A 25,667-nucleotide genomic window follows, 5' to 3' on the forward strand; every position below is an offset into this window, starting at 1 on the left:
GGCGACCTCTAAGGAACCTTGGGAAGTGACCAGATGTGCGGCTGGTCACCGACAGTCCCACTGCTTTGGTGAGCTGCCCTGCATCGAACTTCAGCACCAAGCGGAGCATAGAATTTTCGACGCGGATGGCCCCAGATCAGCTGCAGCAAGCCGCCCTCAACAAGCGGGTCAGGAGACATCCCAGTTGACGTGTTTCAGCTCCGTGAATTCGTACAGGCCTTCCATTCCCCTGGTCCTGCCCATACCTGAGTCTTTGGAGCCACCGGAGGGAACCTCGGCAAAAATACGCATGTATCGGTTGACCCATACGGTCCCGAAATGGAGTTCCCGTGCAGCCTTCCAGGCACGGTTGATGTCCGTCGTCCATACAGCGGCGACCAGACCGTACCGGGTATCGTTCGCCAGGGCGAGCCCCTCCTGATCGGTTCGGAACGGTTCCAGGGTTACTACGGGCCCGAAAATTTCTTCCTGGCGAAGGCGGGGATTGATACGCTCCCCGCTGATGACCGCCGGTTCCAGGAATGCACCGGGCAGGTCAAGCGTTGACGGAGTTCCGCCTCCAAGCAAAAGGGATCCCTCACTCCGCGCAAGATCAATATAAGAGGAGACCCGGTTCGCCTGATCTGCGGAAATTAGGGCGCCTAAATCACTTGTCTGATCGGAAGGATGCCCCACACGCAGACTGCTCACCTGTTCACAGACGAGCTCCCGTACACGTTCAAATACGGGCTCCTGTACAAGGATGCGTGTATTGGCCATGCAAATCTGACCGGCAGAGAAGAAAGCATTCTTCAGGCAGGTAGCTACGGCCGCGTCGATGTCAGCATCTTCATAGATCACGCTGGCACCTTTTCCTCCCAACTCCAAAATCGGCCGGGCGAAATTCGATACTGCAGCCATGGCTACCTGACGGCCTACGTTCGTGGAACCAGTGAAAGCCACGACGCGGATGCGCCTATCCCCGGCCAAAGTCTGCCCAACTTCGGCATCGCCATAGACAATCTGCACAACGTCTTTGGGAGCATCTGTTGGCAAGAGATCCAAGGCCCGAGTTGTCGCCAAGGGAGTCAAGGGGGCAGGCTTCACAACCGCCGTGACGCCTGCGGCCAGAGCCGGGCCGAGGTCACGGAAGAGCAGGAATAAAGGCCAGTTCCAAGGAACAATAAAAGCTGCGGGACCCGCAGCCTCTCGGATCAGATATCCAGCCGAACCGTCGGAGAGCTCATGCGAAGAGCCTGACAGCATACGTGCGAGCCCGGCGCTGAAACGCACCGCGTCTACCGTCATCTCGACTTCACGCTGGCACTCTGTCCGAACCTTCCCACTCTCACCTACCAGGAGATCGACAAGTTCATCAGCGTGTTGTTCAAGCGTATTTGCCCAGGCGAACAATGTTGCCTGCCGCAGCTTTGCATCTCTGCGCCAGGGGCTCATCCGGAAGGCAGTATCGCTTCGTTCGATGACCCGGAGAGTTGATTCGGCGTCATCCATATTGAACGCTGCAAGTTCTTCATGCGTACTTTTATCCAGGACAGTAAGATTTGTCATTTGTGATTGTTCCTCATCCTTGAGTTTCCGTCGGCGTCCTTACACTGGATGCAATGCGGGGAGGTGCTTCGGAGTGTATTTCCGATCCGCTTGATAGCCCTTCGCGCCGATGCAGACGATCGGCAAGCCCGATCAGGAGCGTCTCGACGAAAAAATCGAAACTGTCGTGAAGGGGCCCTCTAGACAGTTGAAGATCGTGCTCCGTGCAGGGCGTGGTTCCGCGAATCGCTCCACGTAGATTTCCTTGAAATCTTTGGAAAGTGAGATGTCGGAGACGAAGCACATGGTTTTCACCACATCTTTGAGGTCGGCGCCGGCTACTTAGAGGACGTTCCACGGGTGGACGCGCGCAGTTCGCAATGGCCTGCAACACCCTCACGCGCATGGCTGCAAGGGTTGTTACGCCACATCGCTGCCTCCTATGCGTGAGTCGCCCTCCCACTGAACATAGGAATGTGCGGCATGTTCGATGCAGCCTATGCAGTCCGAGGGAGCGCAGTTGAGAACGGTGAAAATCTTCTACCGGCGGTTCCCCCACGCTTATGCCTCGATGTCTTCCACAATCTCCTTGAGCGTCTCGATGAACGACGTGATGTCGTCGTCCGTCATCGGCAACGATAGTGAGATCCCGCCGCGGTGGACAGGGAAGAACCCGCGGTTTGCCAGCTCCAGGGAGCAGGTCTGCAACTTCTCGGTGTCCACATTGGTCCAGTAGTCCCGGTGCGTCCGGACCCTCGATTCAGGGCTGGTGAGGTAGACGTAGCCCAGACGCGAGTTTCCCCTGCCCAGGATCCGGAACGGGTGATTCTTCTCCGCGCTCCACTCGTTGATCTCGGTCAGAATACGACCGGCCTGGCCGTTGAGCTTAGTGAACGCCGCTTCGTCCAAGGTGCGCATGCAGGCGATGCCGGCGATGAGAGCCAGCTTGTGACCGTGGTGGGTGCCGGAGATGACGACCTTTCCGTTCTCCAAGACGCTCATGATCTCGGCGGAACCCCCGACGGCCCCGAGGGGCATGCCACCGCCGATGACCTTGCCCATCACCGTGAGGTCAGGGGTGACCCCGCACTCACCCTGAAGTCCGTTGTAGCCAGCACGTAGCGTGACGGTTTCGTCGAAGATCAGCACGATACCGAGTTCCTGGGTCAACGACCGCAGGTCCTCGACAAACTCCTGATCCAGAGTGACGAACCCTCCGGCGCCACTCTCGAGCTCGATGATGAGGCAGGCGATGGAGTCGGCATTGGCTCGGAGGATCCGCTCGGCGCCGACACGGTCGTTCTGGGTCAGCAGGACGACGTTCTGCACCTCAGCGGTGGGGATTCCGCCGCTGTCGGCCATCGGCTTAGGATCGGAGGCGGTGCCGCTGTCCGGTCCGGGAGATGGATGGGTGGAGATGTTGAGGGGATCGGTGAAGCCGTGATATCCGCCTTCGACCTTCGCGATCTTGGACTTCCCCGTATACGCTCGGGCGATGCGCACGGCGCTCATACACGATTCTGATGCGGAGCAGGAAAACTGGACCTTCTCTACCGAGGGAATGCGGTCCACGAGTATTTGCGCCAGCTCCGCTTCTCGAGTGCTGGGGTTGCCGAAGGAAATTCCCGACGGTATGGCTTCGATGAGAGCGGACGTGATCGCGGGATGGTTGTGCCCGAGAATGTTCACCGTGAAGTTGTTGTTCAGATCGAGGAGCGTATGTCCGTCGACGGTCTCGATATGGGCACCATCGCCCTTGTCCACGTAGACCGCGTGGGGGCCGAAGTTGAAGGAATTCCTGCTGTATCCGCCGGGAATGAGGTGCTTGCCTTGCTGCGTCAGCTCACCCGACTTCGCAAATTTTGTCGTGAACCGGTCGAGGCTTGCCTCAAAGGTCAGCTTGACCATCAGTACCCATCTCCTTCGGCAAAACATTGTTACTACCCATCCGGCTTGCACGGAATTCCTGCGGGAGGGTGAACCGTCTACTTATTCCTTTATCGTCGAATCTGTTGCGAGCCAGGACAAGCCGCAGATCACGATCAGCCGATCTCAAAATCCAATCGACGGGCCAGGGCGCATCCATACGCTCCAGCACCGCCACCCAGCACCGCAGCTCGAGTGGTTCCGGACATCGGGGTGGTCGCGCCCGTGGTCCGGGCGGGGTCGTGGCGGCGCAGCACCTCCTGCATCCGCGGCTAGTGGTCGGCCGGTGGGATGATGAATCCATCCACGCCCCTGATCGGCTCCCCGATCATCGCGGCGATGTTCTCCGGGAGATCTGCTGGATGCGCTGCTCGAGCTCGCGGACGCAGAAGTCCATGACGTCCTGACCGTCAAAGAGGTGGGGTCGGTAGGAGTGCGGCGAGGTGAGGTGGGGCAGGTGCGGGCCCTGGCCCTCGGCCATGTCGGCGGATCCGGTCGCCGAGCCGCCGCCGTAGGTCAGGCCGTGGTAGGCGGTGTGGCGGGGGAGGATCCAGTTCTTGGACGAATGGCCGTTGAGGTAGTGGTAGTAGCGGGCGGTCTTGAGGCCGCGTCGTTACCCTCGGACCCGCCGGAACTGAAGAACACCTTGGTCATCCGCTCCGGGGCCAGCGAGATCAGCCGCTCCCACAGCTCGATGGCCTGGTCGTTGCTGAAGTGCCAGAAGGAGGTGAACTACTCCAGCTTGTGCATCTAGGACGCGGCGACCTCAGCCATTTCCGCGCGGCCGTGACCGATCTGGGCCAGCCACAGCCCACCCGGTGGCGTCGAGGTACTCCCGCCGGTCGCGTCGGTCAGGCGGCACCCGCGGCCCTCAACCATGATGACGTGGTCGGTGACCGATGAAGGCAGATGCGGGTGGATCAGGTGCTTGACGTCCGTGTGGAGGGGATCGGTCGCCTCGCGGGCCTGAACGGTCATGGTGCGCGCCTTTCCGCCTGCGTTTATACTGGGGGAAGCATTGACTCGAGCATGCGGTGTGGCGCTTATCACGGACAACGAGCACTTCGCGATCGGCCGATCGTCTGATGCGATCAGGGGTCTTATCGGGAGGCGCACGTGGAAATCCGGCAGTTGCAGTACATGACCGTGCTCGCCGAGACCCTGCACTTCGGCCGCGCCGCCCAGCGCATGCACATCGCACAGTCGGCGTTCAGTACTCAGATCGCCCGCCTCGAGCGGCAGGTCGGAGCGCAACTGTTCGACCGCTCGGCCAACCGTGTGACGCTCACGCGGGCCGGTGAGGCATTCCTTCCCCGCGCCCAAGCGATCCTCAACGAAATGGCCGACGCCAGCCAGGAAGCCCGCCTCGTCCACGCCGCAGGTCAGACGCAACTGCGGATCGGTCTGTTTTGCGAATCAGCCGGTGAGCTGACGCCGCTCATCGTCTCCGCCTTCCGGACCGCGATGCCCGACGTTCAGCTGTCTTTCCAGGAACTGTCCATGGTCAACCAGGTGGAGGCGCTGGCCTCGGAGATGGTGGATGTAGCGTTCATCCGATCGCCGATGGCCGACACGCGGGTACAACTGCACGAGCTCTTCGCCGAGCCCCGGTTGGTCGGCGTCAGGCCCGATCACCGGCTGGCAACTCTGGATCAGGTGACCACCAGTGACTTGCTTGAGGAACCCTTCGCTGTAGCTGCTCCCGAGGCCCCCGCGCGCTGGCGTGCCTATTGGTCATGCGATGACGTGCGTGGTGAACCCGGGCGAGTCGCAGCCTCGGTGACCAATGTCCCGGAGAGTCTCCACGCGATCGCTTACCAAGGTGCCGTCGACACCTTTTCCGGATCGACGACCCGCTTTCTGCGCTTCCCCGGCGTGGTCTACCGGCCCATCGTGGATGGGACATTCTCACCGATCGCCGTGGCCACGCGCATAGACGAACGGCGCGGCCACGTCGAGGCGTTCCGTCGCATAGCCCAGCAATTGGCAACTACGTCCCTATCTGTTGTCCCGGACGCCGTCCCTGTCGACCGAGCACCCAAGGGCACGCCCAGAGCCGCCTGACCGAGCCTACTCAGCGGTCAAGGACGGTGCTCGAGCACGTAGCGGGCATCCATTGTTCAGGGCGCTGCTACCCACCTTCGGCATGAAACGACGGGGAGCTCCGCCCTAATGAGCCAAGATGTCGGGTACCACGTGGGTGAGAACCAGGCTGCCGGCATTGGCGTCCTTCGCGATGCGTCCGATGTCTCCGATGTCGGTGTGCACTTCGCGCATGTGCTTCATCGTCGTTTCGTTCCATCCCATACGAGTCGCCGAGGATTCGAGTTCGACGGCTTCGTGGATAAGGACGTCGCAGTTCTTGGCCAGGGCGATGAAATTGGTGATGGTGCGGTGTGACCAGAGAACACCACTGACCCGTGCTGCGTGTCGAATCGATAAGCCAAAGCCGGGCATGGGGCGCGATGGGGAACGAGAGTTGCGGTGACTCTAACGTTCTCCTCAGTGCCTGGGAATCTCAATGCTGCTGTCGAGCAGCCTGGAGTGGTGGGGCGGGGGCCGGTTCTCGATAGGGGGTGTGGTCACGGAGCATAGCCCAGATGACGTTGAGATGGAGCTTGCCCCGATGTTCGCCGCCAGCACAGGCCCGAAGCCAGGCCTGCTCAACAGGATCTCGGCGGCCTCGTGCTGGTGGAACCGATCGGTGATCTCGTGGTCGAGCCCGGCGAGTTCTTCATCGATCGCGGTGATCTCCGCCGCTAGTTTCGTGATATGTGATGAGCCCACCGACTGGGTCGGAAGGCTCGTGTGCTGGATAGCTGCGGCGTCGACGGCCGCCTGGCCCAACCTGGCGGCGCGTACACACGGTTCCCACCGGGATCTGGCGTTGAAATGTCTTCCGATGCAGTCCGCCCCCGATTGTGGCAGCAAGACACGGGTTCCTCTTTCAAATGGGACTCGCGCCACCAGCGTACCGACGGTCCTTACATGAGCGGGCGCCACCCAGAAGGGAAATTCTATGGAAAGGCGTGGCATTGCTCTGAAGCGCATCCGGCTCGCATGTGGACTGCAGAAGACTCGAAGAGTGATTACAGATGAAAACCACCTCGCCAGTGCTGGAGGACACCATTCTGAATCCGCGATGGGCCGATCTCCTTTTCGCCATTGGAGACTCTTGTGATCGGCACCATACTTTGGGGATTGAATGACTTTCTCACTGACTGGAGTTGCCGTGGCTGCTGACGCCTCACTTCGACGTACCCTCAAACTGCGCCATGTCGTGCTCTTCGGCCTCGCCTACACGGCACCGCTGGCGGTCGTTAATACCTACGGGCCGATCGCCCACGCCTCCCACGGCCTGGTTCCGGCAGCTTACGTGGTTGGCATCGTGGCCATGCTGTTCACCGCCTACGCGTACTCCCAGATGGCGCGTCGGGTCCCTTCGTCAGGATCAGCTTATGCCTACGTGCGCGCGTCCATGGGCGCGCACGCTGGCTGGGCGGTTGGCTGGACTGTGCTTCTGGACTACTTGTTTTTGCCCGCCGTCGAAGCGGTAATCAATGCCATGTTCCTTGCGACCATCTTCCCAGCAGTGCCGCACTGGGCATGGATCGTCGTGTACATCGCCCTGGTGACGGTCACGAACATCGCCGGCGTCAAGGTTGCAGCGGTGCTGAACTACGTCCTGGTGGGCTTGCCGCTTCTGCTGCTAGGGGTATTCTCCTTCCTTGCCGTGAAAAGCGTGTTGGCGGGTGAGGGTGTGGGGGCCGTGGTCTCCACGTTGCCGTTTCACAGCCCGGACGTCGGCATGGCGGCCGTGCTCTCGGGCGCTTCACTGGTCATCGTCTCGTTCCTTGGTTTCGACGCTGTCACAACCTTGGCCGAGGAGACACGCGACCCGCGCCGCACCATTCCGAAGGCCATCCTTATCGTGACGCTGATCGCAGGCCTGCTCTTCATCGCGATCTCCTACCTGATGTTCCTGGTGCACCCAAACCATGAGGCGTTCACTAATCCCAACGCCCCTGCATTGGAAATCTTCATGACCGTTGGCGGCCCTGCCCTGGTCTCCATTTTCCTGGTCTGCCGCACAGCGGGCGGACTCGCCGCCACGATAGCGTCCCAAGGCACGGTTTCACGCATTTTCTTCGCCCTGGGCCGCGACGGAATCCTGCCGCGTCGACTGTTCAGCTACATTCACCCTCGATTCCAGACGCCCATGGGCGCCATGCTGGTCGTGACTGCGCTGGTCCTTACTCTCGCCTTAAGCCTTAGTATCGATACCCTCTTCTCGATGATCAGTTTCGGCGCTTTGACTGCCTTCGCTTTCGTGAATTTGTCGGTCGTCGTCTTGGTCTTCTTCAAGGAAGGCCGACGGGGGCTCCAAGGTACTCTGCTCTACCTGTGCGTGCCCCTTGTGGGATTCATGGTGTCCTTCGTGCTGTGGTTGGGCCTCAGCACTCAAGCGAAGATCCTCGGCGGGTTGTGGGTGCTGGTCGGAATCGTCTATCTGGTCATTCGGACCCGTGGATTCACCCGGCAGATGGACCCAAACCTCGGTTTCGACACACCGGAGGCGCCCGAGGTCCCCTCCCCCCAAGAAGCGAGAAGCCCTCGTGCTTGAACATGACGTCGAACCGTTGAACCTAGCGTCGGGGCTGGCTCGTCGAAGGCCGCGGACCGAGTCCGTTCTTGCTTTGAACTACGTTGTGGGCCTCTTCGGAACTATGCCTCCTCCCATCAAGGTCGCGCACGCTGCTGGTATCCCGAACCCGCAGCTCAGCCATATCTGACGCGCCAGGAGCAGCATGCAGACTATAAACAACCATGACTACGCAACGGCGGGTGACATTCCTTCCACCGTGCGCGGGTACGAAACATGCCGGGGTGAAGTTCAGCAGCTGGCTTTCCGCTCACGGCCCGCCTGGCCGGACTTCAGCACCGCCGGGGATACGGCCCAAACATTGTTCTCATGGTGACCGATGATCTGGCCTTCAGCGACGTTGGGCCCTTCGGCACGAGATAGACATGCCGAATTTAGATGTAAAAGGGCATGACCTTATTGGCACGGTCCCCGAACACAAACTCGACCGAGGACTACGGCGTGTGTTAATTGGACTATGACGACTGGGGGCATCTCAATGCGGGGGACAGGGTGCGCGTTCAGGTTCCAGGGTATCCACTCCGAGACGCAACGGTCGACGAAGTAGGTGAGGACGCCACCTACTTCTGGTTATGGATAGACGGGTATGGCCGCAAGATGACTTTTGTTGGGGACGGGTCAGCAATCTTCAAGTTGTCCGAGTCGTCCCGGTAACGGGTGCCGCATCCGCGGATCGTGCCGCCTGCTGGAGGTTGACCGGTGCACGGATCTTTTTCAGCCGCCTGAGTAGTGATGGGGCCGGTTGGCTCTAGAAAGTGCAGGGCGCAATGGGGCAGTCGCTGGCCCAACTACGCCCTGAGCAGTCTTCCCAAAAGACGACGTCGGAGGTAACCAGTAAGTTTCCGGCTCTCACAGCTTGCAGCAAATGTTGCTGCCACGGCTGGTGGAGGCTCATTGGTCAGGATCCAACCGTTTAAAGAAGTAGACCCGGCGATATCCATCTTCGACGTCTCGGTGGGTCTCGTGATAGCCGCGCCTCGGGTAATAGGTGAGGTTTTCTACCATCGCCTCGTTTGTGTACAGGCGGACTTCCTCGAGCCCTGAACGACGGGCGAGCTGCTCCGCTTCGATGAGCAACGCTGATCCCAAACCCAAGCCCTGAACGTCAGGTGATACGGCGAGGTTAAGAATGTGAAGTGCCGCTTCCTCACACCGGGTAACAAGCATGCCAACCAGCTGATGATCGCTCCAGGCAAGAAGGGCGTCCCCCGAGGCTGCAATCGCATCATAATCAGATGTCATGGGAGCGGGTTCCTTCCCGATCCGCTCAACGTACGATGCATATGCCCTGCGAGCGAGGTCACACATGGACGAGCTGTCGGACTCACGTGCAGCCGCGAACTTTATCCCCGCTTTCTCGATCATCTCATTAGTGCACCATAACGGACTGCTTTTGAGCATCTCAGATAATAAGAACTGGCGTAACGACGTTGCCGACGCATGGGGAAGGATCTCAAAGCGCTAATTCATGCCCCCGGCGCACGGACGCAACGGGACAGCGAGCCGTTACTGCCCCATCCTTGAATTGGAAATTTCCGGTGTACTGGTCGCTTCAATTCCTGAACTGGAATAGCGCGCGTTTGCATTGCCGGCCACTCCGCCAATCACTATCAACGCGAACAGCGAGTCCGAAATCACTTCTGAGACATAAGCACGGGTGAGGGCGGCGGTGCTTGAGGGTTAGGTCAATTGCACCGCCGGTCCTGGCATCGGTGGAACTTACGAGGAGTGTATGACAATCCGCTCCGGAACAGTTGAAGATCTAATGCCCGACTTCAGACTTCTCTGCCGCTGACACCTCCCACAGGCACGCCGATCTTGGCAGAGGACCAACCGCGAGGTATGGATCGAGCCCCACCTTGTCGACGGAGTGAAGTGACCAGCTGCGCATGTGCACGCAGCTGGTCACCGACAGTCCCACTGCTCTAGTGAGCTGCCCTGCATCGAAATTCAGCACCAAGCGGAGAATAGGATTCTCTACGCGCATGGCCCCAAGATCAGGGTTTTGCGCTGCACTTGGCCCTAGGTCAGCTCGGGATTGCGAAACTGGTCGGAACTTCGAGCAGGACGGGTGCATCAGCGTTCAGAGCATCGCGTAGTTTGGCTTTGAACTCTTCCAGTGTTTGTGTCCGGTGCGCCTGGACCCCGTACCCTTCGGCCAAAGCACAGAAATCGATCCCTGGAACATCGAGTCCTGGAGATGCCTCCGCTCCCAGACGGGTTGCAAAATTCCGAAGTGCTCCGTACGTGCCGTTGTTAAGGATGACGTATATGACCGGTATCTTCTCGTGGGCCGCTGTCCACAGTGCAGTGATGCCGTAGTTCGCAGAGCCGTCCCCAATTACGGCGATGACCTGCCGCTGGGGTTCGGCCAGTTGAACGCCAACCGCCGCAGCCATCCCGAAGCCCAAACCACCGGAAGCTGCAAAGTAGTAGCTGCCCGGATACGTCATGCTAAGGCGCTGCCACATGGACGCAATTGTCGAGGTGGACTCATTGACGTAGATTGCGTCCTCAGGAGCAACTGCATCAATCGCGTCGAGTACCGCCTCCGCGTTCAGGCGGGAATCCGTAGAGTGTGGAAGCGGCGGAATGGGGATCGGTTCAAGTGAGGCTCTGCCGCTGTCCGGTGCTATTCGTGCCAGTGTTTCAACAGCCGAGCGAATGTCTGCCACAAATGCGTTACCCATCGGAGCTCGAGCTGCCTCCGCTGGATCCGACGTTATATGAACGAGCGAGGCACCCTTGGGCAAAAAGGCGCCCGGCGCATGCTGGTGGTAACGGAAAACCGGCCCGCCAATGACCAAAATGAGATCATGCCCCTCCAAGGATGAGGTGACCCCTGCTACATTTGCGGGCAGGAGACCGCGGAAATTTGGGTGGCGCGTGGGGAACGGACACCGGGGGGCAGAAGGGGCGACCCAAACGGGTGCTCCTAATTTTTCGGCCAGTATCACTGCTGAGTCATTAGCCCGGGTCGCATCCACTTCGGGACCTAGGACCAGCACGGGATTCTCTGCCTGCGCCAGAATGTCCGTCAGGTCGCGGATCTGCCCCAACGACAGGTCACCGCCCTGGGACACGACTCTGCCTTGAACGTGTTCGTCGGCTTCGCCCGCATCTTGGCCCCAGTCATCGTAGGGAATGGACACATAAACCGGGCCCCGCGGGGCGAGAGCTGCCGTATGTACTGCTTGTCCAAGAGTCCTGACGACGTCGGACGCAGCCAGAGGCTCACTGCTCCATTTGACCAACGGACGAGGCAGCGCCGGCGCGTCCATGTTGGCGAGCATGACCTCCATTCCCACGGTCGAGCGCACCTGCTGGCCCGCGGTGATGACAAGAGGACTGTGCGAGTAGAAGGCGTTCGTCAATGCCCCCATCGCGTTGCCCGTTCCTGCTGCCGCATGCAAGTTCACAAAAGAGGGAACACCCGTTGCCTGGGCGTAGCCGTCAGCCATGCCGGTAACCACTCCTTCGTGCAGACCAAGGATGTATCGGAAATCCTCTGGCATGTCAGCGAGAAACGGAAGTTCATTCGATCCTGGATTGCCAAATACCGTGGTAATACCATTCCGACGTAGCAGTTTGTACGTCGCTTCGCTGATTGTCGTCAAAGTATCGATGCTTTCTGTGTTAATTGTACAAAATTTCGCCATCAAATGAGGACCTGCGGCGTCGGAATGAACGCTTGGAGAAGCAAGCCTTCCTGTCTCTCCCTGATCGATTCGGCGTCAGGGCAGCATGGCAGCGGAAGACGGCCATTGGCTGTCGATCCGTGCTGCAGCAAGCCGCCCTCAGCAAGCGGGTCAGGAGACATCCCAGTTGACGTGCTTCAGCTCCGTGAATTCGTACAGGCCTTCCATTCCCCTGGTCCTGCCCATACCTGAGTCTTTGGAGCCACCGGAGGGAACCTCGGCAAAAATACGCATGTATCGGTTGACCCATACGGTTCCGAAATGGAGTTCCCGTGCAGCCTTCCAGGCACGGTTGATGTCCGTCGTCCATACAGCGGCGACCAGACCGTACCGGGTATCGTTCGCCAGGGCGAGCCCCTCCTGATCGGTTCGGAACGGTTCCAGGGTCACTACGGGCCCGAAAATTTCTTCCTGGCGAAGGCGGGGATTGATACGCTCCCCGCTGATGACCGCCGGTTCCAGGAATGCACCGGGCAGGTCAAGCGTTGACGGAGTTCCGCCTCCAAGCAAAAGGGATCCCTCACTCCGCGCAAGATCAATATAAGAGGAGACCCGGTTCGCCTGATCTGCGGAAATTAGGGCGCCTAAATCACTTGTCTGATCGGAAGGATGCCCCACACGCAGACTGCTCACCTGTTCACAGACGAGCTCCCGTACACGTTCAAATACGGGCTCCTGTACAAGGATGCGTGTATTGGCCATGCAAATCTGACCGGCAGAGAAGAAAGCATTCTTCAGGCAGGTAGCTACGGCCGCGTCGATGTCAGCATCTTCATAGATCACGCTGGCACCTTTTCCTCCCAACTCCAAAATCGGCCGGGCGAAATTCGATACTGCAGCCATGGCTACCTGACGGCCTACGTTCGTGGAACCAGTGAAAGCCACGACGCGGATGCGCCTATCCCCGGCCAAAGTCTGCCCAACTTCGGCATCGCCATAGACAATCTGCACAACGTCCTTGGGAGCATCTGATGGCAAGAGATCCAAGGCCCGAGTTGTCGCCAAGGGAGTCAAGGGGGCAGGCTTCACAACCGCCGTGACGCCTGCAGCCAGAGCCGGGCCGAGGTCACGGAAGAGCAGGAATAAAGGCCAGTTCCAAGGAACAATAAAAGCTGCGGGACCCGCAGCCTCTCGGATCAGATATCCAGCCGAACCGTCGGAGAGCTCATGCGAAGAGCCTGACAGCATACGTGCGAGCCCGGCGCTGAAACGCACCGCGTCTACCGTCATCTCGACTTCACGCTGGCACTCTGTCCGAACCTTCCCACTCTCACCCACCAGGAGATCGACAAGTTCATCAGCGTGTTGTTCAAGCGTATTTGCCCAGGCGAACAATGTTGCCTGCCGCAGCTTTGCATCTCTGCGCCAGGGGCTCATCCGGAAGGCAGTATCGCTTCGTTCGATGACCCGGAGAGTTGATTCGGCGTCATCCATATTGAACGCTGCAAGTTCTTCATGCGTACTTTTATCCAGGACAGTAAGATTTGTCATTTGTGATTGTTCCTCATCCTTGAGTTTCCGCCGGCGTCCTTACACTGGATGCAATGCGGGGAGGTGCTTCGGAGTGTATTTCCGATCCGCTTGATAGCCCTTCGCGCCGATGCAGACGATCGGCAAGCCCTATCAGGAGCGTCTCGACGAAAAAATCGAAGCTGTCGTGAAGGGGCCGGGTAATTCCGGATTCCCACCTCATGCCGAATGCCTGGTTCGCCAAGGCATCGATATTTCTGGATATGGTGGGGTATCGGCGTGCAGGCACACTGAGCAGCCGATCCTCGACGGTTGCCCGCCATCCCTGACCGGCCTTATCGAAAGCGGGCTCAGAGCAAAGCTCGCTGTTTGTCCATCCAGTGACACCGGCTGCCAGCGCGTTATATGCGAAAGTCAGTTCGGCGCCGGTGAATCCTGCCCTCTCGATGACGCTGAGGGTACGCTCGATGGACGGGAGCGACGCTTCGACTTCCGTCGAGAGTTGTCCTGCGATTATCGGAGCAAAGTTGGGATGGGCGTGCAGGACATTGCGGCGTGTATGGGCCCACCGAAAAAGCCAGGATCGCCAGTCTGCGGGTTCTGCCTCTTCGATCTTAACGTTGTGCGCCAAGTGACTGGCTGCAGCGGAAATGAGTTCATCTTTTCCTTGAAAGTGCCAGTAAACGGCAGAGGGGGCAACCTCTAGTTCCTCTGCCAGGACACGCATCGTGAGTGCGGCGAGCCCATGCCTGTCCACATATTCGGTGGTCTTTTTCAGGATTGCGAGGCGTGTGAGTTTGGGGCCGTTAGGCTTTTGCGCCACAGGCCTCTTTCCTTTCACCACCCCTACATCACTCATCTGATTTTCTCCGTTATGCTTGCGAGCAACTCTGAGACGGACTCGGCGCATCCCCAGGACAGCGTTACGCCGGCACCACCGTGGCCGTAGCAATTGATGATCGGACGCAGACCGTAATCCTCCCTATCCAGGCGAACGGTTGGACGCGCCGGACGGTGACCTACTACTTGGCGTTCGATGGGGGCTCCCGCCAGGGAAGGCGCGAGTTCGAAAGCCCGTTCCAGTATCCGGGCTTCTTGGGCCAAGTCGTACTCCGGATTCCAGACATGGGGTTCGGGGTATCCTCCGCATATCACGGTGTCACCTCTGGGAAAGACATACATCATGCCTTCCGGGTGGTCCCGATCACTGATCGATGTCGTCAGCCCTCCGGTATTGGCAAGCATGACAATCTGGCTCCTGATGGGATACGACTCCGTGTCGCCATTGAAAGTGCGTGAGTTCAACCCCGCAGCAAGGACGATGGGGCCCTGCCCGGGAACATCATCAAAGCCGGAGACCTCTCTGTGCTCTATTACCACGCCTGCCTCAAGGCATTTGTCACGAAGCCAGGGGAGGTACCGGCTCATATCAATTCGGAGAGAACGGGACAACGTGCCATATCCGTAAGCGGCAGGAAGTTGGTCCTCCAGGAGCTCCCTTGCCGGCTGTACGACAGATTCATACCAGCGGTCGGTCTTCGGGCGGGCCCGCATATAGGCAACGCTTTCCTGGGGAGCGATGCCAGTTTTTGGATCCACTGCCAGCTCTTCGAAGACCTCCCGCGTGCGGAGTGCCCATGCCCTAACTCGGTCCGATTTCTCGACGTGCACCGGGCCCCAAACTGCAGCTGCAATCGAGGATACGGTGTCCTCAACTTCGTGTGCAGTAATGACTTTGACGTTCCTCTTCTGCTGAGCCAGCAGAAGTGCGCAGCTGAGTCCAATGACGCCGCCGCCAATGACCGTAATTGTCTCCGCTTCGGGCGGTCCGGATTTCGGGGTGTCCAGAGTTGACTCCTTCAACGTCAACGTGTCGCTCCGGGCAACACTGCGATGGCCTCGATTTCCACACGGAAGCCCTCCAGACAGTTGAAGATCGTGCTCCTTGCAGGGCGTGGTTCCGCGAATCGCTCCACGTAGACTTCGTTGAAATCCTTGAAGAGTGAGATGTCGGAGACGAAGCACATGGTTTTCACCACATCTTTGAGATCAGCGCCAGCTGCTTTGAGGACGTTCTCCAGGTTGGCTATTGTTCGTTCTACTTCCTCCCGGAAATCCTCGGGAAATTCGCCCGTCTCCGGGTTCTTGCCAACCTGGCCGCTGGTATACACGAAACCATTTGCAATGATGGCCGGGGAGAACCGGTTCCCAACCGTCGGGCCGGTAGTTGCAGGAGCGATCGCTTGGAATGAAGACATGATCAACCTTTCGGTAATTGGATTTGAAGCGGAGGTGGTTGCGGGCTGCGCCTAGTAAGCTCCGGCCGCGTGACTGGAAAGGAACGAAACGGTACGCGGGTCTGTGGATTGCAGGACATCCTGCGGGGACCCGTTCTCGATGACCCGCCCTGTGTCCATCAGAACAATTCGGTCTGCCACACCCATGGCGAATGCCAGTTCGTGGGTGACGACGACCATCGTCATTCCGTCTGCACTGAGCTTCTTCATGACGTCCAGCACTTCGACTGTCGACTCCGGGTCTAGGGCTGATGTCGGTTCATCAAAGAGCAGAGCTTCCGGCTTCAGGGCCAAAGCACGGGCGATGGCTACGCGCTGCTGTTGGCCGCCGGACAGTTGTGCCGGCCTGATCAAGCATCGGTCGATAAGACCAACGCGATCGAGGAGTTCGATAGATTCAGCCAGTGCCTGGTCTTCGGAATGTCCGCGGACATGCATTAGCGGGAGTGCGACGTTTTCGACGGCAGTCAGGTGCGGAAACAGGTGAAAGCTCTGGAACACCATGCCGATGCTGCGGCGAAGTGCAACAAGGTGGCGCTTATCGGCCGGTCTGTTGTCCGCGAATACCTTGTGTTCGGCCACCTCTATTGTTCCCGAATCCGGGGTTTCCAACAGATTCAGGCAGCGCAGCAGCGTGCTTTTCCCTCCACCGCTGCGTCCGAGGATCGTGACGACTTCGCCTTTGTGCACCGTGAGATCAACACTGTCGAGCACGACGTTGGAACCAAAGGACTTGCGTAGGTTACGGACTCGAATTGTTTCGGTACCAGAAATGTTCACAGTACAACCTTCCGATTGCTGTCTTGCTGGAGGCGCCGTTCGGCGAGGAGGCGTTCGGCGGCGTGCAACCGACGGACACGTCGGGCACTCATCGGCTTGCTCGCTTCGAGACGCCGTTCCAGGGCGCCGACCAGTCGGGAGAGCGGGAAGCAGAGGGCAAAGTAGAGGGCACCAATCATCACGTACACTTCCAGGGGCCGGAAAGTTGTGGATGCAATTATTTGCCCCTGAGTCATTAGCTCAGCACCGCCGATAGTGACGAGCAGAGCCGTGCTCTTTAGAAGATCAACGAGCATAGTCCCCGTTCCCGGAAGTGCCAGCCGAATTGCCTGGGGAAGGATAACCAGTGTTTCAACTGCGCGGGGCGTTAGCCCGAGCGCAAGCGAGGCCTCACGTTGTCCTTTTTGGACTCCTTCCAAGCCTCCACGGAAGACTTCGGACATATACGCGCCATACGCCAGAACGAGCGAGAGCACGCCAGCTGTAAACACGTCCAAGCGTATGCCTACCGACGGTAGACCGAAGTAGAAGATGTAAATAGTCGTGATCAGGGGAAGGTTTTTAAGCACCTCGGTGTAACCCAGGGCCGAAGCCCGGAAGGGCCACTTAGACGATCCTCGCAGCAGGGCGAGGATGATCCCTAGCAGTACGCTTCCGAGGAAGCTGACGACCGTAAAGGCGAGAGTGTTGAGTAACGCTTGCCCTAGTGATTCGATGTAGAGCGTCCAGTCGATATTCATGTGGTTTGCCGATCAATTTTACGCGGGTTCAAGTGTCTTCCGTTCCTAGCTGCGGCGGATTATTTTTCGGGAGGAGTCCAGCCGGCCTCCCGGTCGACTGCCGTCCGCTGCTCACTGAAGACCTGCGCCCAGCCGTCGGATAGGGAAAGGAACTCGTCGGGGTTCTCGATTCCGTACTTCGTCATGAGTTCGGCGATCTGCCCATCTGCGTACATTTTTCTGATCTGCTCGTCGAGCGCCGCCTGCAGTTCTTCGTGGCCTGGGGCGAGGTACCAGCCGAGCATGACAGGGCCAAAGATTTCCAGCGTTGGGTCGGCCCTGAGTTCGTCAATGGTCGGGGCAACAATGGGAGTAGCGACGAGGTCGAGCTCGGGCCGGGACTGAGCGGTATAAATTGCCATCAGCGGGTCAATCAGAGCGACATCGATGCGTCCTGCTTGGAGATCAGCGATTACGGTTGCTGCATCCGGGTAGGTATGCAAATCAACGTCGTCCCTCTTCTGTAGGTTGTCCACGAAGAGGAATCCTGTGATCGTTCCTACACGCTTGCCGGCCAGGTCATGATGCGTCGAGGCACTGACTTCGGGGGAGTGGAGGTATACGTGGGGGACGTAGAAGGGCGGATCCGTAAAGAGACCCTTCTGCGTACGTTCCTTGCGCCATGCAACGCTTCCCACCGCGATGTCCTGCCTGGAGGATTGCACCGCTGCAAGCATCCCGGGAAAGTCAGAAATGACCACCTGGGACTCCAGGCCGAGGTCGTCAAGTGCTGTGGTCAGCATCTCAGCTTCAAATCCGACGAACTCACCGTTGACCAAGTTCGTATTGGGCATCGAGGCCGTCGTATTGATCAGGACCTTGTCACCGCCGATCAAATTGTATTTGCTGGCGGCCTCATCGTCCCCAGCCTGGGCACCGGCACAGCCCGTCAATAAAGTGATCGCCGCGGCAAATGCTGTCAGGGCGGCACCTATCCGTGTAGCCCGGCCATGTTTTGTTAGTGCCATTGTCTTACCTTTCTGAATGCGACCTGGGGGGGTGTTCGCTATACGAAATACCTGAACGCTGTTCAGTGAATCATTGAACGCTGTTCAGTTGTGTTGCCCATGCGTTTCCTCCTTGTAAAGCCTTTACTGGGGCTGGCAGGCGAGGTCGGATAAATGACCCTCGCCTTAATAAGAAGGTGGGCTGCAATACCAAAAGCCCTTTAGCGCAACCCCTACAACGAGGGACTCCCTTGGGCAGGAGAACTAAGAACGATCCCTGCCTCGCTGTCTGACAAAAATGCCAGGCTCTCGAGTTGGTTACAGGGGCCTACGCCAAGAGGACAAGCCGATAAGAAGGACGCTTGGACCGTCAACAGCGCTTAAGTATCTTGAGTTATCAGAGTGGCTTCGTCGCTACGGAATATTATGAAAACTGCGCTGTTTTCGATGTGACCAATATAACGTGGTCCATCAGGACCAGCAATAGAGCTATCCGAAAAGCGTCACATTGCGCGCTATGCGGACAGTTGGCGGTATCAGACCATCTCTGAGTTCTGTCACTAGCGCCGCTGCCGTCTCACGAAGCGCCGGCAGGAAAGTACTTGCCATGGTCTGCTGGGAGACCGCCGGTTCGTGCACTGACGCGCTTAGGGCTGCAACGACCTCTCCCCGACGGTTTTGCAGGGGAACCGCAATGGCGCGAAGTCCCACCTCCAGGAGTTGGTCAACGTAACTCCATCCTTGGATTCGAACCGTCTCGAGCGTGTCGGCCAAGACTTCGGTCTGTCCGTCGTCCGTTTCGTGGCGTAGCGCGATGATCAGTTCGTCGGGTGGCAGAAGCGACAGAAGAACCTGACCCATGGCGGTCCCGGCGGCGGGAATGCGGGTGCCGGGGTAGATGTTGACAGCCATAGGACTCGGCGAGCTGGCTGTTGCAATGTACCGGAGGTTCGCCCCTTCGAGAATGCCGATGGAAATAAATGCTCCAAGCTTTCGGGCTAGTTCTTCGAGGTAGGGCTTGCTGACATCTGCGAGGGAAAGCTTAGGAATCAGAGAGTATCCGAGTCCGAGAACCTGCGGGGTAAGGGCAAAACCTCGGGCCTGGGGAGCCAGGTATCCAAGAGAAGATAACGTCAGTACGAAACGACGTACCGCTGAGCGGGGAATTTGGCACCGTTCGGCTATCTGTGCCAGCCGCAGGCACGGGTGGCCCGCGTCAAAGCAGGTGAGGACTTCCAACCCGCGCTCCAGTGATTGGATTGCATCCGGAGGTCGCCTCATATTGCGTGAGGGCATAGCAGGTGCGGGTACAGCTTCTGCGGGAGCTGTGCTGGAGCATGCCAAGAGCCGCTTCGCCGTATCCTGCGCGGCAGACTGGAGGAGCGGCACGAACCTGTTTTCAAGAACTGCGGTATCCACGCGCGTGGCGTGGGCGACTATATTCAGGGCAGCGATTGTTTGCCCTTGGGGGTTGTGCACGGGAACGGCGACCGACCTGATGCCGGGCACCAGCTCCTGATCCGCTACCGCCCAGCCGCGCTCACAGGCTTCCACGATCCGTCGCTGGACATACTCCCTGTCAACCCCGGGTTCTTGGTCAATGAAGCAGAAGTAGTCGTTCAGTTCGTCCGGATTGAGACCACCAAGCAAAACACGGCCGGTTGCTGTGCTGTATGCGGGAATGCTGGAACCAACCGTTATGTTGGCCGCGACGATTCTGTCGGCAACCACGCGGGACGTGAAATAAACGCGATTGTGATGCAGGACCGTCAGCGAAGCGGTCTCCCTTACCGTTCGGACCAAATCCCGTAAGCAGGGATGAGCAGCGTCCGGCAGAGGATTGCTGCGAAGATACGCATCACCGACACTCAGAACGCCGGGGGACAACGTGTACCCCCCGGCGGACTGGTTCGCGTAGCCGCGGTACTCTAGGGTGAGCGCGAACCTACGCGCAGCGGTGCGAGTGATGCCGACCTGAGTTGCTATCTCGGTAACTGAAAGAGCTGTATCCTGCTCAGCTAACGTCCTGAGTACGGCCAGCCCGCGTGCCATGGACTCCACATAGTCCGGGTTGGTGGTACCGACGTCAGCATCGGCCGCTGTTGCTCTTTGCACAGTCTCGAATGTAGACCATCGGTTCGCCAATCAGGGGCACAATGAAGAAGGGCTGGCTCCTCCCCGGCAAAGAGATCATGCGGCACCGACTGTCCACGAAGCACGCTGTTGCCTCCACCTCCGCCCCTGAGCTGCGGAATCTACAAGCAGTACCTTTTCAGATCCATCTCGGAGCCGGACTTATGTCAATGTTGTCGTCTGACGTGCGTCGCGCGAATGCCGCTATTTCACCGTTACCGCGGCCGGCGGCCCATTGAACGATGGCGGGCAGTGGCCCGGTGACGATTCTCGGTTTGTTGGCTGTGACGTCGCCAAACGTCAGGTCCGTTCCGGACACCTTGATTAATAACCCTACGTCGGTGCCGCGGGTGTGCCAGGCGCCGGTGATGTCCTCAAGCAGGCGGGCAAGTACGGGTTCAGGGATATCCGTGTAGGATGCTCCGTTGTTCAGGTCTACGGCGTGCATCCAGACTTCCCGGGTGCGCATCCACACCGTTTCTTCTCCTGGTACCACTCTGCCCTGGGCTGTCCTAACTTTGTTGTGCCAGGCGTCGGCGGGCAGGTCGCGCCATTCTACGTTCAGGTGGATTGCGGAATGGTCAAACAGGTTCCTCAGTGCGATGGGGGACAAGGTGGCGCCGAACTCGATTTCGCGGTTGCGGGCTTCGGGAGAGGGATACATAGGTCTTTCCACCCCCGTGGCCGCCCATTCAACCAGCCGAGCGATGGCCCGGGCGTTGTATCCCACGTGAGCCACAACGTGCCGCCGGGTCCAGCCCGGCAGGAGCGACTCTCCGTCCAGCTCAGCGTCGCTCAGCTCGTTGAGCTTGCGGGCGAAGAACGCGGTTCCACGTCGGGCCTGCAGCAACCCGTCCAGCAGGACGGGGTCCGTGGTTTGATCGTTCCGGGCAACCATCAGGCTTCCTTGACCACGCGGTTCGTCAACTCGCCCAGGCCCTCGATGGTGGTCACCAGGACCTGGCCCTCCTGCAGGTACCGCTTGGGTTCCTGGGCGTGGCCCACCCCGCCGGGGGTGCCGGTAGCGATCACGTCACCGGGGTTCAGGGTGATGATGGTCGAGATGTAAGAGACCAGGAACTCGGGGGTGAATACCAGGTCCGACGTCGGCGTGGACTGCTGGACATCGCCGTCAACGGCCGAAGTCATCAGCGGGCCCGGTGTGAATTCATCCTTGGTGACCAGGGCAGGGCCGAACGGAGTGGACTTTTCCCAAGTCTTGCCCTGCAGCCACTGGATGGTGCGGAATTGGTAGTCACGCATTGAAATGTCGTTCAGCACCGAATAGCCGGCGATGTGGTCCGCGGCCTGGGCTTCGGGGATGCGGCGGCCCTTCTTGCCGATCACGACAGCGAGCTCGGCCTCCCAGTCCACAGTATCCGATTCCTGCGGCAGGGCTAGGTCATCATTGGGCCCGATCAGGGACTCGGCGTATTTGGCGAACAGGGTGGGGTGCTCGGGAACCTCGCGGCCCATCTCCTTGATGTGGTTGCGGTAGTTGTGGCCCACGCAGATGATCTTCGCCGGGGAAGGCACGACCGCGGCGAGATCCGCGCCGTCCAGGGCATGGGTGGCGCCGCTGGCGGCTTTCGCCGTGGTTTCCCACGCAGGATCCTGCAGCAGGGCCCCGACGTCGGAGAAACCCGGGATTTCGGTGAGGGTCCCGCCGTCCTGGCGGACCGCCGTCGTGCTCTTCCCATTGTCGAGGCGGAGGGTGAGGAGTCTCATTACTTGGTGCGTCCTTCGGTGTAGGTGCGGTTGAAGTTCAAACGTTCGAAAATGGGGGCGTCACTGAATCGGAAGAGGTCAAACTCACCCTCGACTGAGGCCTGCAGAGACCAGGCAGCCCAAGACGGAACAACGAACAGGTCGCCCTTGGCCAATGCCCTAGTTTCGCCGTCCAGGGTCACGGTGCCGGTGCCCTCGAAGACCTGCCAGACACTGGAACCCACCTCACGCAGCGGCTCAGTGGAAGCACCGGCCCGGAAACGATGGAACTCCGCACGGATGGTAGGCATCACGTCCCCGCCAGTCGTCGGGTTGGTGTAGCGGATCGCGGCGTGGCCCTGGGACACCGTGGCCGGGTGGCCTTCGTCCTCCAGCAGCAACTGATCGCGCAGAGCAGCGTCGGTGTGCTCCCATCGGTATGCGGCGATGGGAGAGTTGGTGGTGTCCTTCAAACCTGACAACGGCCGCAAGCCAGGGTGGGCCCACAACCGCTCAGAACGGGAAATGTGCGGTGTGGCCTCGTCCGTAACTCGCTCGGTGCCGAACTCGAAGAACCCGGCATCGGCGTAGTGCACGAACGGGATATCCAACCCATCGATCCAGGCCATCGGCTCATCGGTATCGTTATGGTGACCATGGAAGTTCCAGCCAGGAGTCAGCAGGAAATCGCCACGGCGCATGGCCACGGGGTCTCCGTTCACCACCGTCCACACACCCTCGCCCTCGACCACAAAGCGGAAAGCGTTCTGCGAATGCCGATGCTCCGGCGCCGTTTCACGACCACCCAGGTACTGGATAGCGGCCCACAGCGTAGGAGTGGCGTACGGGGTACCGCCCAGGCCTGGATTCGCCAGCGCGATCGCTCGGCGCTCCCCACCCCGGCCCACAGGAACCAGGTCGCCGGCGCGAGCGGCCAACGGATAAAGGTCGTTCCACCGCCACAGATGCGGCACCGCCTTCGGAGACGGGACCATCGGCATCAGATTTCCGATCTCCGTCCACAACGGAATCAAGTTCTCACTGTCAAAATCCCGGTACAACTGCTCAAGCTGCGCAGCCTCCTCAGGAGTAGGTTCGGCCGTCGTTTCAATTCCAGTCATCTGGCTGAGTCCTTTGGTTGATTATTCGTTGTCGTTGTCCGCCTCAAACGGGTGCCTGGTGGTTATGAAAGTCAGGCGGTTCTCCGTCGTTCGGCTCGAGGTCGGCCTCTTCGTGGCGAGGCAGTGACTCTCATTCGGGGTGAGGGGGCTGTTGGTATCAGACCCGATTGAAGCCAATGCGTGTCCTCAATCAGCCCTCGAAAAGCGTTAGGTCAGTTCCACGCATTTGCTCCGAGCGCACACGCCCGGAGGCACGACGTGCCTGGCAGCCGGATACGTCAGTGACGTGTTCCAGCAATCCATGTGCCGATTACTCCCTCGCTGCCACCGAGGCCTTTAGTTCCTCCAGACTGTATCCCGCCACCTGGCGGTACCGGTCAGCAATCTGGGTCAACTCTTCGCTGCTGATCACGTCTTCAATCCGGTCGAAAGGCTGGTCGTTAGTGCGTTCCCATACTTCCCGAATAATGGTGTCGGGCGGGGCCGCCCTGTTGGTCAGGACAACGGCTGAGGTTCGGGGCAGGCGGTCTGCTTCATAGTCGGCCAGTGCCTGTTGCGGGTCAGCAGCAGCTCCTAGCAAGGACCCCAGCTTTTGCGCATCGAGAATGGCCTGACCTGCGCCGTTGGAGCCCCGGGGAACCATGGGATGTGCGGCATCGCCGAGCAACGTCACTCGACCGAAGGTCCATCGGGGCAGGGGGTCCTGATCAACCATTGGGTACTCGAGGACCTTATCGGAACCTCTAATCAGCGCCGCTACGTCAAGCCAGTCAAAGTTCCAGTCTTTATATACGTCATAAAAATCGTCGAGCTGGCCTTCGCGGGTCCAGTCCCGTTGGGTCCGTTGCGGAGTTTCGATTTCCGCCACCCAGTTGACCAGCTGATTACCCTCGCCATCGACATTGTTACGGATGGGATAGATGACCATTTTGCCGCTGGCGAGCCAGCCCGCCCGAACCATGGAGGCTCCGGTGAGGAATGGCTTAGCTACCGTGACTCCCCGCCACATGGTGACGCCCGAGTAACGAGGTTCCCCTTCCGCCGGATAGAACTGCTTCCTGATGGCGGAATGAACTCCATCGCAGGCGATAATTACGTCAGCACGAACTGCCGGAAGCGGCGTTTTGTCGCTGGTCCTTGTGAACTGGGCAACGGCACCGGTTTCATCCTGGTTCACCGAGTCGCAGTGGTGGTCTGTAACGACGGCATCTGCCCCCAGGCGCTCGATCACCGCGTCCAAAAGAACCTTCTGCAGATCGCCACGGTGGATCGAGTACTGCGGGTTGTCGTATCCGGCATGACGGCCCGCAGGCTCCGAGTGGATGAACTGGCCGAACCTGTTGAAGAAGGCGGCCTCCTGGGTGATCACCGCCACCTCAGAAAGTGCTGGTTCCAGCCCCAACTCTCCCAAGACAGCTGCGGCGTGAGGGAGGATGTTGATCCCTACGCCGAGGGGGCGAATCTCCGGAGCCGCTTCGAATACCTTGCAGGAAACCCCTGCCTTCTGTAGTTTCAGGGCCAGCACCAGTCCACCGATGCCTGCCCCAATAATCGCGACCTGCAGTGCTCCCGGATCCGGGTTGTCGTGTGCTTCAACGAGGGATGCCATTTTTCTCCTTAGAAGGGTCCGCGTGTGCTTAGTGAAACGCGGGTTAGTCCTTGCTTGCTTGAGCCACTAACGTAAACGGACTGTTCCTTCTGCAGAACATTTCTGGCAAAGTTTCCGTCATGCAGAACAAAGCTCTACCGCCATATGCGGTCGAATCGGTTTCTAATGCCCTGCGCATCCTGATTCTCTTCAGAGAGCACGACATTGTGCGGGTTACAGATGCGGCGAAGGAATTGGGTGTCGCGCGATCCACTGCACATCGTTTGCTCACGACCATGGCGTACGAAGGTTTCGTGCAGCAGGAGCGGAACTCACGCTCGTATCGCCCGGGTCCGGCATTGCTAGAACTAACGCTATCTTCGGGTGGACTCCAAAGTCTTCGGCAGACAGCAAGACCGATAATGGAAGACTTGTCTGTCCTGTGCAAGGAGACTGTGCAGCTTTTGGTTCTGGAAGGGCGAAGCGTCAGGTTTCTCGAAAGCATCGAAAGCGACAGGGCAGTCAGGGTCACGGGCCGTACAGGTGCCTTGCTGCCTGTACACGCGACGGCAGGGGGCAAGTCGTTGCTCGCGGCGATGAAACCAGACGAGGTCAAAGCTCTTCTTTCGTCCGGTTTGGGACGCGTCACCGAACAAACCACCACCAATATGGCCTCGCTCCTGGAGGAACTGGAGGACATCACGCGACAGGGATATGCCATCAACATGGGGGAGAGCCTTGAGGGCCTCCACGCGGTGGCGGTACCAGTGAGAAACGCGCAAGGAAAAACAGTCGCTTCCCTGGCAGTCAGCGTCCCGGCGGACCGAGGTGGTGCGTCGAGGCTGCGTCAGCACGCATCCGCCGCTCATGACGCCGCCGAGCGTTTGGGCCCACTCTTGTGAAGGGCAGCGGATTGAGGCCCGCCACGTCCCCTACCGAGCAACCTATCGTTCGATTCGTCCCCCGGTAGCAGTCGCGGTCCGTGTGCCACATGGACCGCGACGCCTCACGAGGACGTTTGGCTCCCTACA

At 59.3% G+C, this 25,667-nt stretch carries 24 protein-coding genes and 1 pseudogene; 5 read left to right on the forward strand and 20 right to left on the reverse strand.

Going from position 1 to position 25,667, the window contains the following annotated elements; genetic code table 11:
* Positions 1-168: 168 nt before the first annotated feature.
* The 4 genes and pseudogenes from M1D74_RS17200 to M1D74_RS17215 form a co-directional block, all read right to left on the reverse strand.
* A complete protein-coding gene (locus M1D74_RS17200) occupies positions 169-1,548 on the reverse strand; it encodes an aldehyde dehydrogenase family protein (RefSeq protein ID WP_458117331.1) in 1,380 nt (459 codons plus the stop codon).
* Positions 1,549-1,680: 132 nt separating this feature from the next.
* Positions 1,681-1,854, reverse strand: a pseudogene (locus tag M1D74_RS17205) (RidA family protein); the annotation flags it as partial.
* A gap of 234 nt (positions 1,855-2,088) precedes the next feature.
* Positions 2,089-3,435: an aspartate aminotransferase family protein gene (locus tag M1D74_RS17210; RefSeq protein ID WP_458117332.1), complete on the reverse strand. Its 1,347-nt coding sequence runs from the start codon at positions 3,433-3,435 to the stop codon at positions 2,089-2,091.
* Positions 3,436-3,781: 346 nt separating this feature from the next.
* Complete coding sequence (locus M1D74_RS17215; protein WP_458117333.1) at positions 3,782-3,934, reverse strand: hypothetical protein; 153 nt, start codon at positions 3,932-3,934, stop codon at positions 3,782-3,784.
* An 84-nt stretch (positions 3,935-4,018) separates the two neighbouring features.
* Between M1D74_RS17215 and M1D74_RS17220 the strand changes: the two genes are divergently transcribed.
* Positions 4,019-4,207, forward strand: coding sequence for a hypothetical protein (locus tag M1D74_RS17220; protein WP_458117334.1), 189 nt, complete (start codon positions 4,019-4,021; stop codon positions 4,205-4,207).
* Here the strand turns inward: M1D74_RS17220 and M1D74_RS17225 are convergent.
* On the reverse strand, positions 4,204-4,431 hold the full coding sequence (locus M1D74_RS17225; RefSeq protein WP_458117335.1) for a hypothetical protein: 228 nt from the start codon (positions 4,429-4,431) through the stop codon (positions 4,204-4,206). The genes M1D74_RS17220 and M1D74_RS17225 overlap by 4 nt on opposite strands.
* Positions 4,432-4,569: 138 nt before the next feature.
* Here M1D74_RS17225 and M1D74_RS17230 point away from each other — a divergent pair, with 138 nt between their 5' ends.
* Positions 4,570-5,517 carry a LysR substrate-binding domain-containing protein gene (locus M1D74_RS17230; protein ID WP_458117336.1) on the forward strand — a complete coding sequence of 316 codons (948 nt, stop codon included), beginning with the start codon at positions 4,570-4,572 and terminating at the stop codon, positions 5,515-5,517.
* Between the two features lie 108 nt (positions 5,518-5,625).
* Positions 5,626-5,853, forward strand: a complete 228-nt coding sequence (locus M1D74_RS17235) for a hypothetical protein (RefSeq protein WP_458117337.1) — start codon at positions 5,626-5,628, stop codon at positions 5,851-5,853.
* Positions 5,854-5,955: 102 nt separating this feature from the next.
* Here the strand turns inward: M1D74_RS17235 and M1D74_RS17240 are convergent, their stop codons facing one another.
* Positions 5,956-6,240 (reverse strand): hypothetical protein, encoded by a 285-nt coding sequence (locus tag M1D74_RS17240; protein ID WP_458117338.1) that lies wholly within the window; start codon positions 6,238-6,240, stop codon positions 5,956-5,958.
* 418 nt (positions 6,241-6,658) lie between these two features.
* On the opposite strand from M1D74_RS17240, the gene M1D74_RS17245 reads away from it, so the two are divergent.
* Positions 6,659-8,077 carry an APC family permease gene (locus tag M1D74_RS17245; protein WP_458117339.1) on the forward strand — a complete coding sequence of 473 codons (1,419 nt, stop codon included), beginning with the start codon at positions 6,659-6,661 and terminating at the stop codon, positions 8,075-8,077.
* Between the two features lie 930 nt (positions 8,078-9,007).
* Here M1D74_RS17245 and M1D74_RS17250 read toward each other — a convergent pair.
* The 14 genes from M1D74_RS17250 to M1D74_RS17315 form a co-directional block, all read right to left on the reverse strand.
* A complete protein-coding gene (locus M1D74_RS17250; protein ID WP_458117340.1) occupies positions 9,008-9,358 on the reverse strand; it encodes a GNAT family N-acetyltransferase in 351 nt (116 codons plus the stop codon).
* 785 nt (positions 9,359-10,143) lie between these two features.
* Complete coding sequence (mdlC, locus tag M1D74_RS17255; RefSeq protein ID WP_458117365.1) at positions 10,144-11,733, reverse strand: benzoylformate decarboxylase; 1,590 nt, start codon at positions 11,731-11,733, stop codon at positions 10,144-10,146.
* Between the two features lie 192 nt (positions 11,734-11,925).
* Positions 11,926-13,305: an aldehyde dehydrogenase family protein gene (locus tag M1D74_RS17260; protein ID WP_458117341.1), complete on the reverse strand. Its 1,380-nt coding sequence runs from the start codon at positions 13,303-13,305 to the stop codon at positions 11,926-11,928.
* A 13-nt stretch (positions 13,306-13,318) separates the two neighbouring features.
* Positions 13,319-14,143: a TetR/AcrR family transcriptional regulator gene (locus M1D74_RS17265; protein WP_458117342.1), complete on the reverse strand. Its 825-nt coding sequence runs from the start codon at positions 14,141-14,143 to the stop codon at positions 13,319-13,321.
* Complete coding sequence (locus M1D74_RS17270; protein WP_458117343.1) at positions 14,140-15,153, reverse strand: FAD-dependent oxidoreductase; 1,014 nt, start codon at positions 15,151-15,153, stop codon at positions 14,140-14,142. The genes M1D74_RS17265 and M1D74_RS17270 overlap by 4 nt, the downstream gene beginning before the upstream one ends.
* Positions 15,150-15,542, reverse strand: a complete 393-nt coding sequence (locus M1D74_RS17275; RefSeq protein ID WP_458117344.1) for a RidA family protein — start codon at positions 15,540-15,542, stop codon at positions 15,150-15,152. Before M1D74_RS17275 ends, M1D74_RS17270 begins: the two co-directional genes overlap by 4 nt.
* A 51-nt stretch (positions 15,543-15,593) precedes the next feature.
* Entirely contained in the window at positions 15,594-16,355 is a 762-nt protein-coding gene (locus tag M1D74_RS17280) for an amino acid ABC transporter ATP-binding protein (RefSeq protein ID WP_458117366.1), read from the reverse strand.
* 2 nt (positions 16,356-16,357) lie between these two features.
* Positions 16,358-17,101: an amino acid ABC transporter permease gene (locus M1D74_RS17285; protein WP_458117345.1), complete on the reverse strand. Its 744-nt coding sequence runs from the start codon at positions 17,099-17,101 to the stop codon at positions 16,358-16,360.
* A gap of 59 nt (positions 17,102-17,160) precedes the next feature.
* Positions 17,161-18,108 (reverse strand): substrate-binding periplasmic protein, encoded by a 948-nt coding sequence (locus M1D74_RS17290; RefSeq protein WP_458117346.1) that lies wholly within the window; start codon positions 18,106-18,108, stop codon positions 17,161-17,163.
* Positions 18,109-18,576: 468 nt separating this feature from the next.
* Positions 18,577-20,202: an IclR family transcriptional regulator domain-containing protein gene (locus M1D74_RS17295; RefSeq protein WP_458117347.1), complete on the reverse strand. Its 1,626-nt coding sequence runs from the start codon at positions 20,200-20,202 to the stop codon at positions 18,577-18,579.
* A 157-nt stretch (positions 20,203-20,359) separates the two neighbouring features.
* Positions 20,360-21,118 (reverse strand): maleylpyruvate isomerase family mycothiol-dependent enzyme, encoded by a 759-nt coding sequence (locus tag M1D74_RS17300; protein ID WP_458117348.1) that lies wholly within the window; start codon positions 21,116-21,118, stop codon positions 20,360-20,362.
* Positions 21,118-21,948 (reverse strand): fumarylacetoacetate hydrolase family protein, encoded by an 831-nt coding sequence (locus M1D74_RS17305; protein WP_458117349.1) that lies wholly within the window; start codon positions 21,946-21,948, stop codon positions 21,118-21,120. Before M1D74_RS17305 ends, M1D74_RS17300 begins: the two co-directional genes overlap by 1 nt.
* Positions 21,948-23,048, reverse strand: coding sequence for a cupin domain-containing protein (locus tag M1D74_RS17310; RefSeq protein ID WP_458117350.1), 1,101 nt, complete (start codon positions 23,046-23,048; stop codon positions 21,948-21,950). The genes M1D74_RS17305 and M1D74_RS17310 overlap by 1 nt, the downstream gene beginning before the upstream one ends.
* A 310-nt stretch (positions 23,049-23,358) precedes the next feature.
* Positions 23,359-24,657, reverse strand: a complete 1,299-nt coding sequence (locus M1D74_RS17315) for a flavin-dependent oxidoreductase (RefSeq protein ID WP_458117351.1) — start codon at positions 24,655-24,657, stop codon at positions 23,359-23,361.
* Positions 24,658-24,776: 119 nt separating this feature from the next.
* Between M1D74_RS17315 and M1D74_RS17320 the strand changes: the two genes are divergently transcribed.
* Positions 24,777-25,538, forward strand: coding sequence for an IclR family transcriptional regulator (locus tag M1D74_RS17320; protein ID WP_458117352.1), 762 nt, complete (start codon positions 24,777-24,779; stop codon positions 25,536-25,538).
* Positions 25,539-25,667 lie beyond the last annotated feature (129 nt).

The organism is Arthrobacter sp. D2-10 (genome assembly GCF_054161285.1).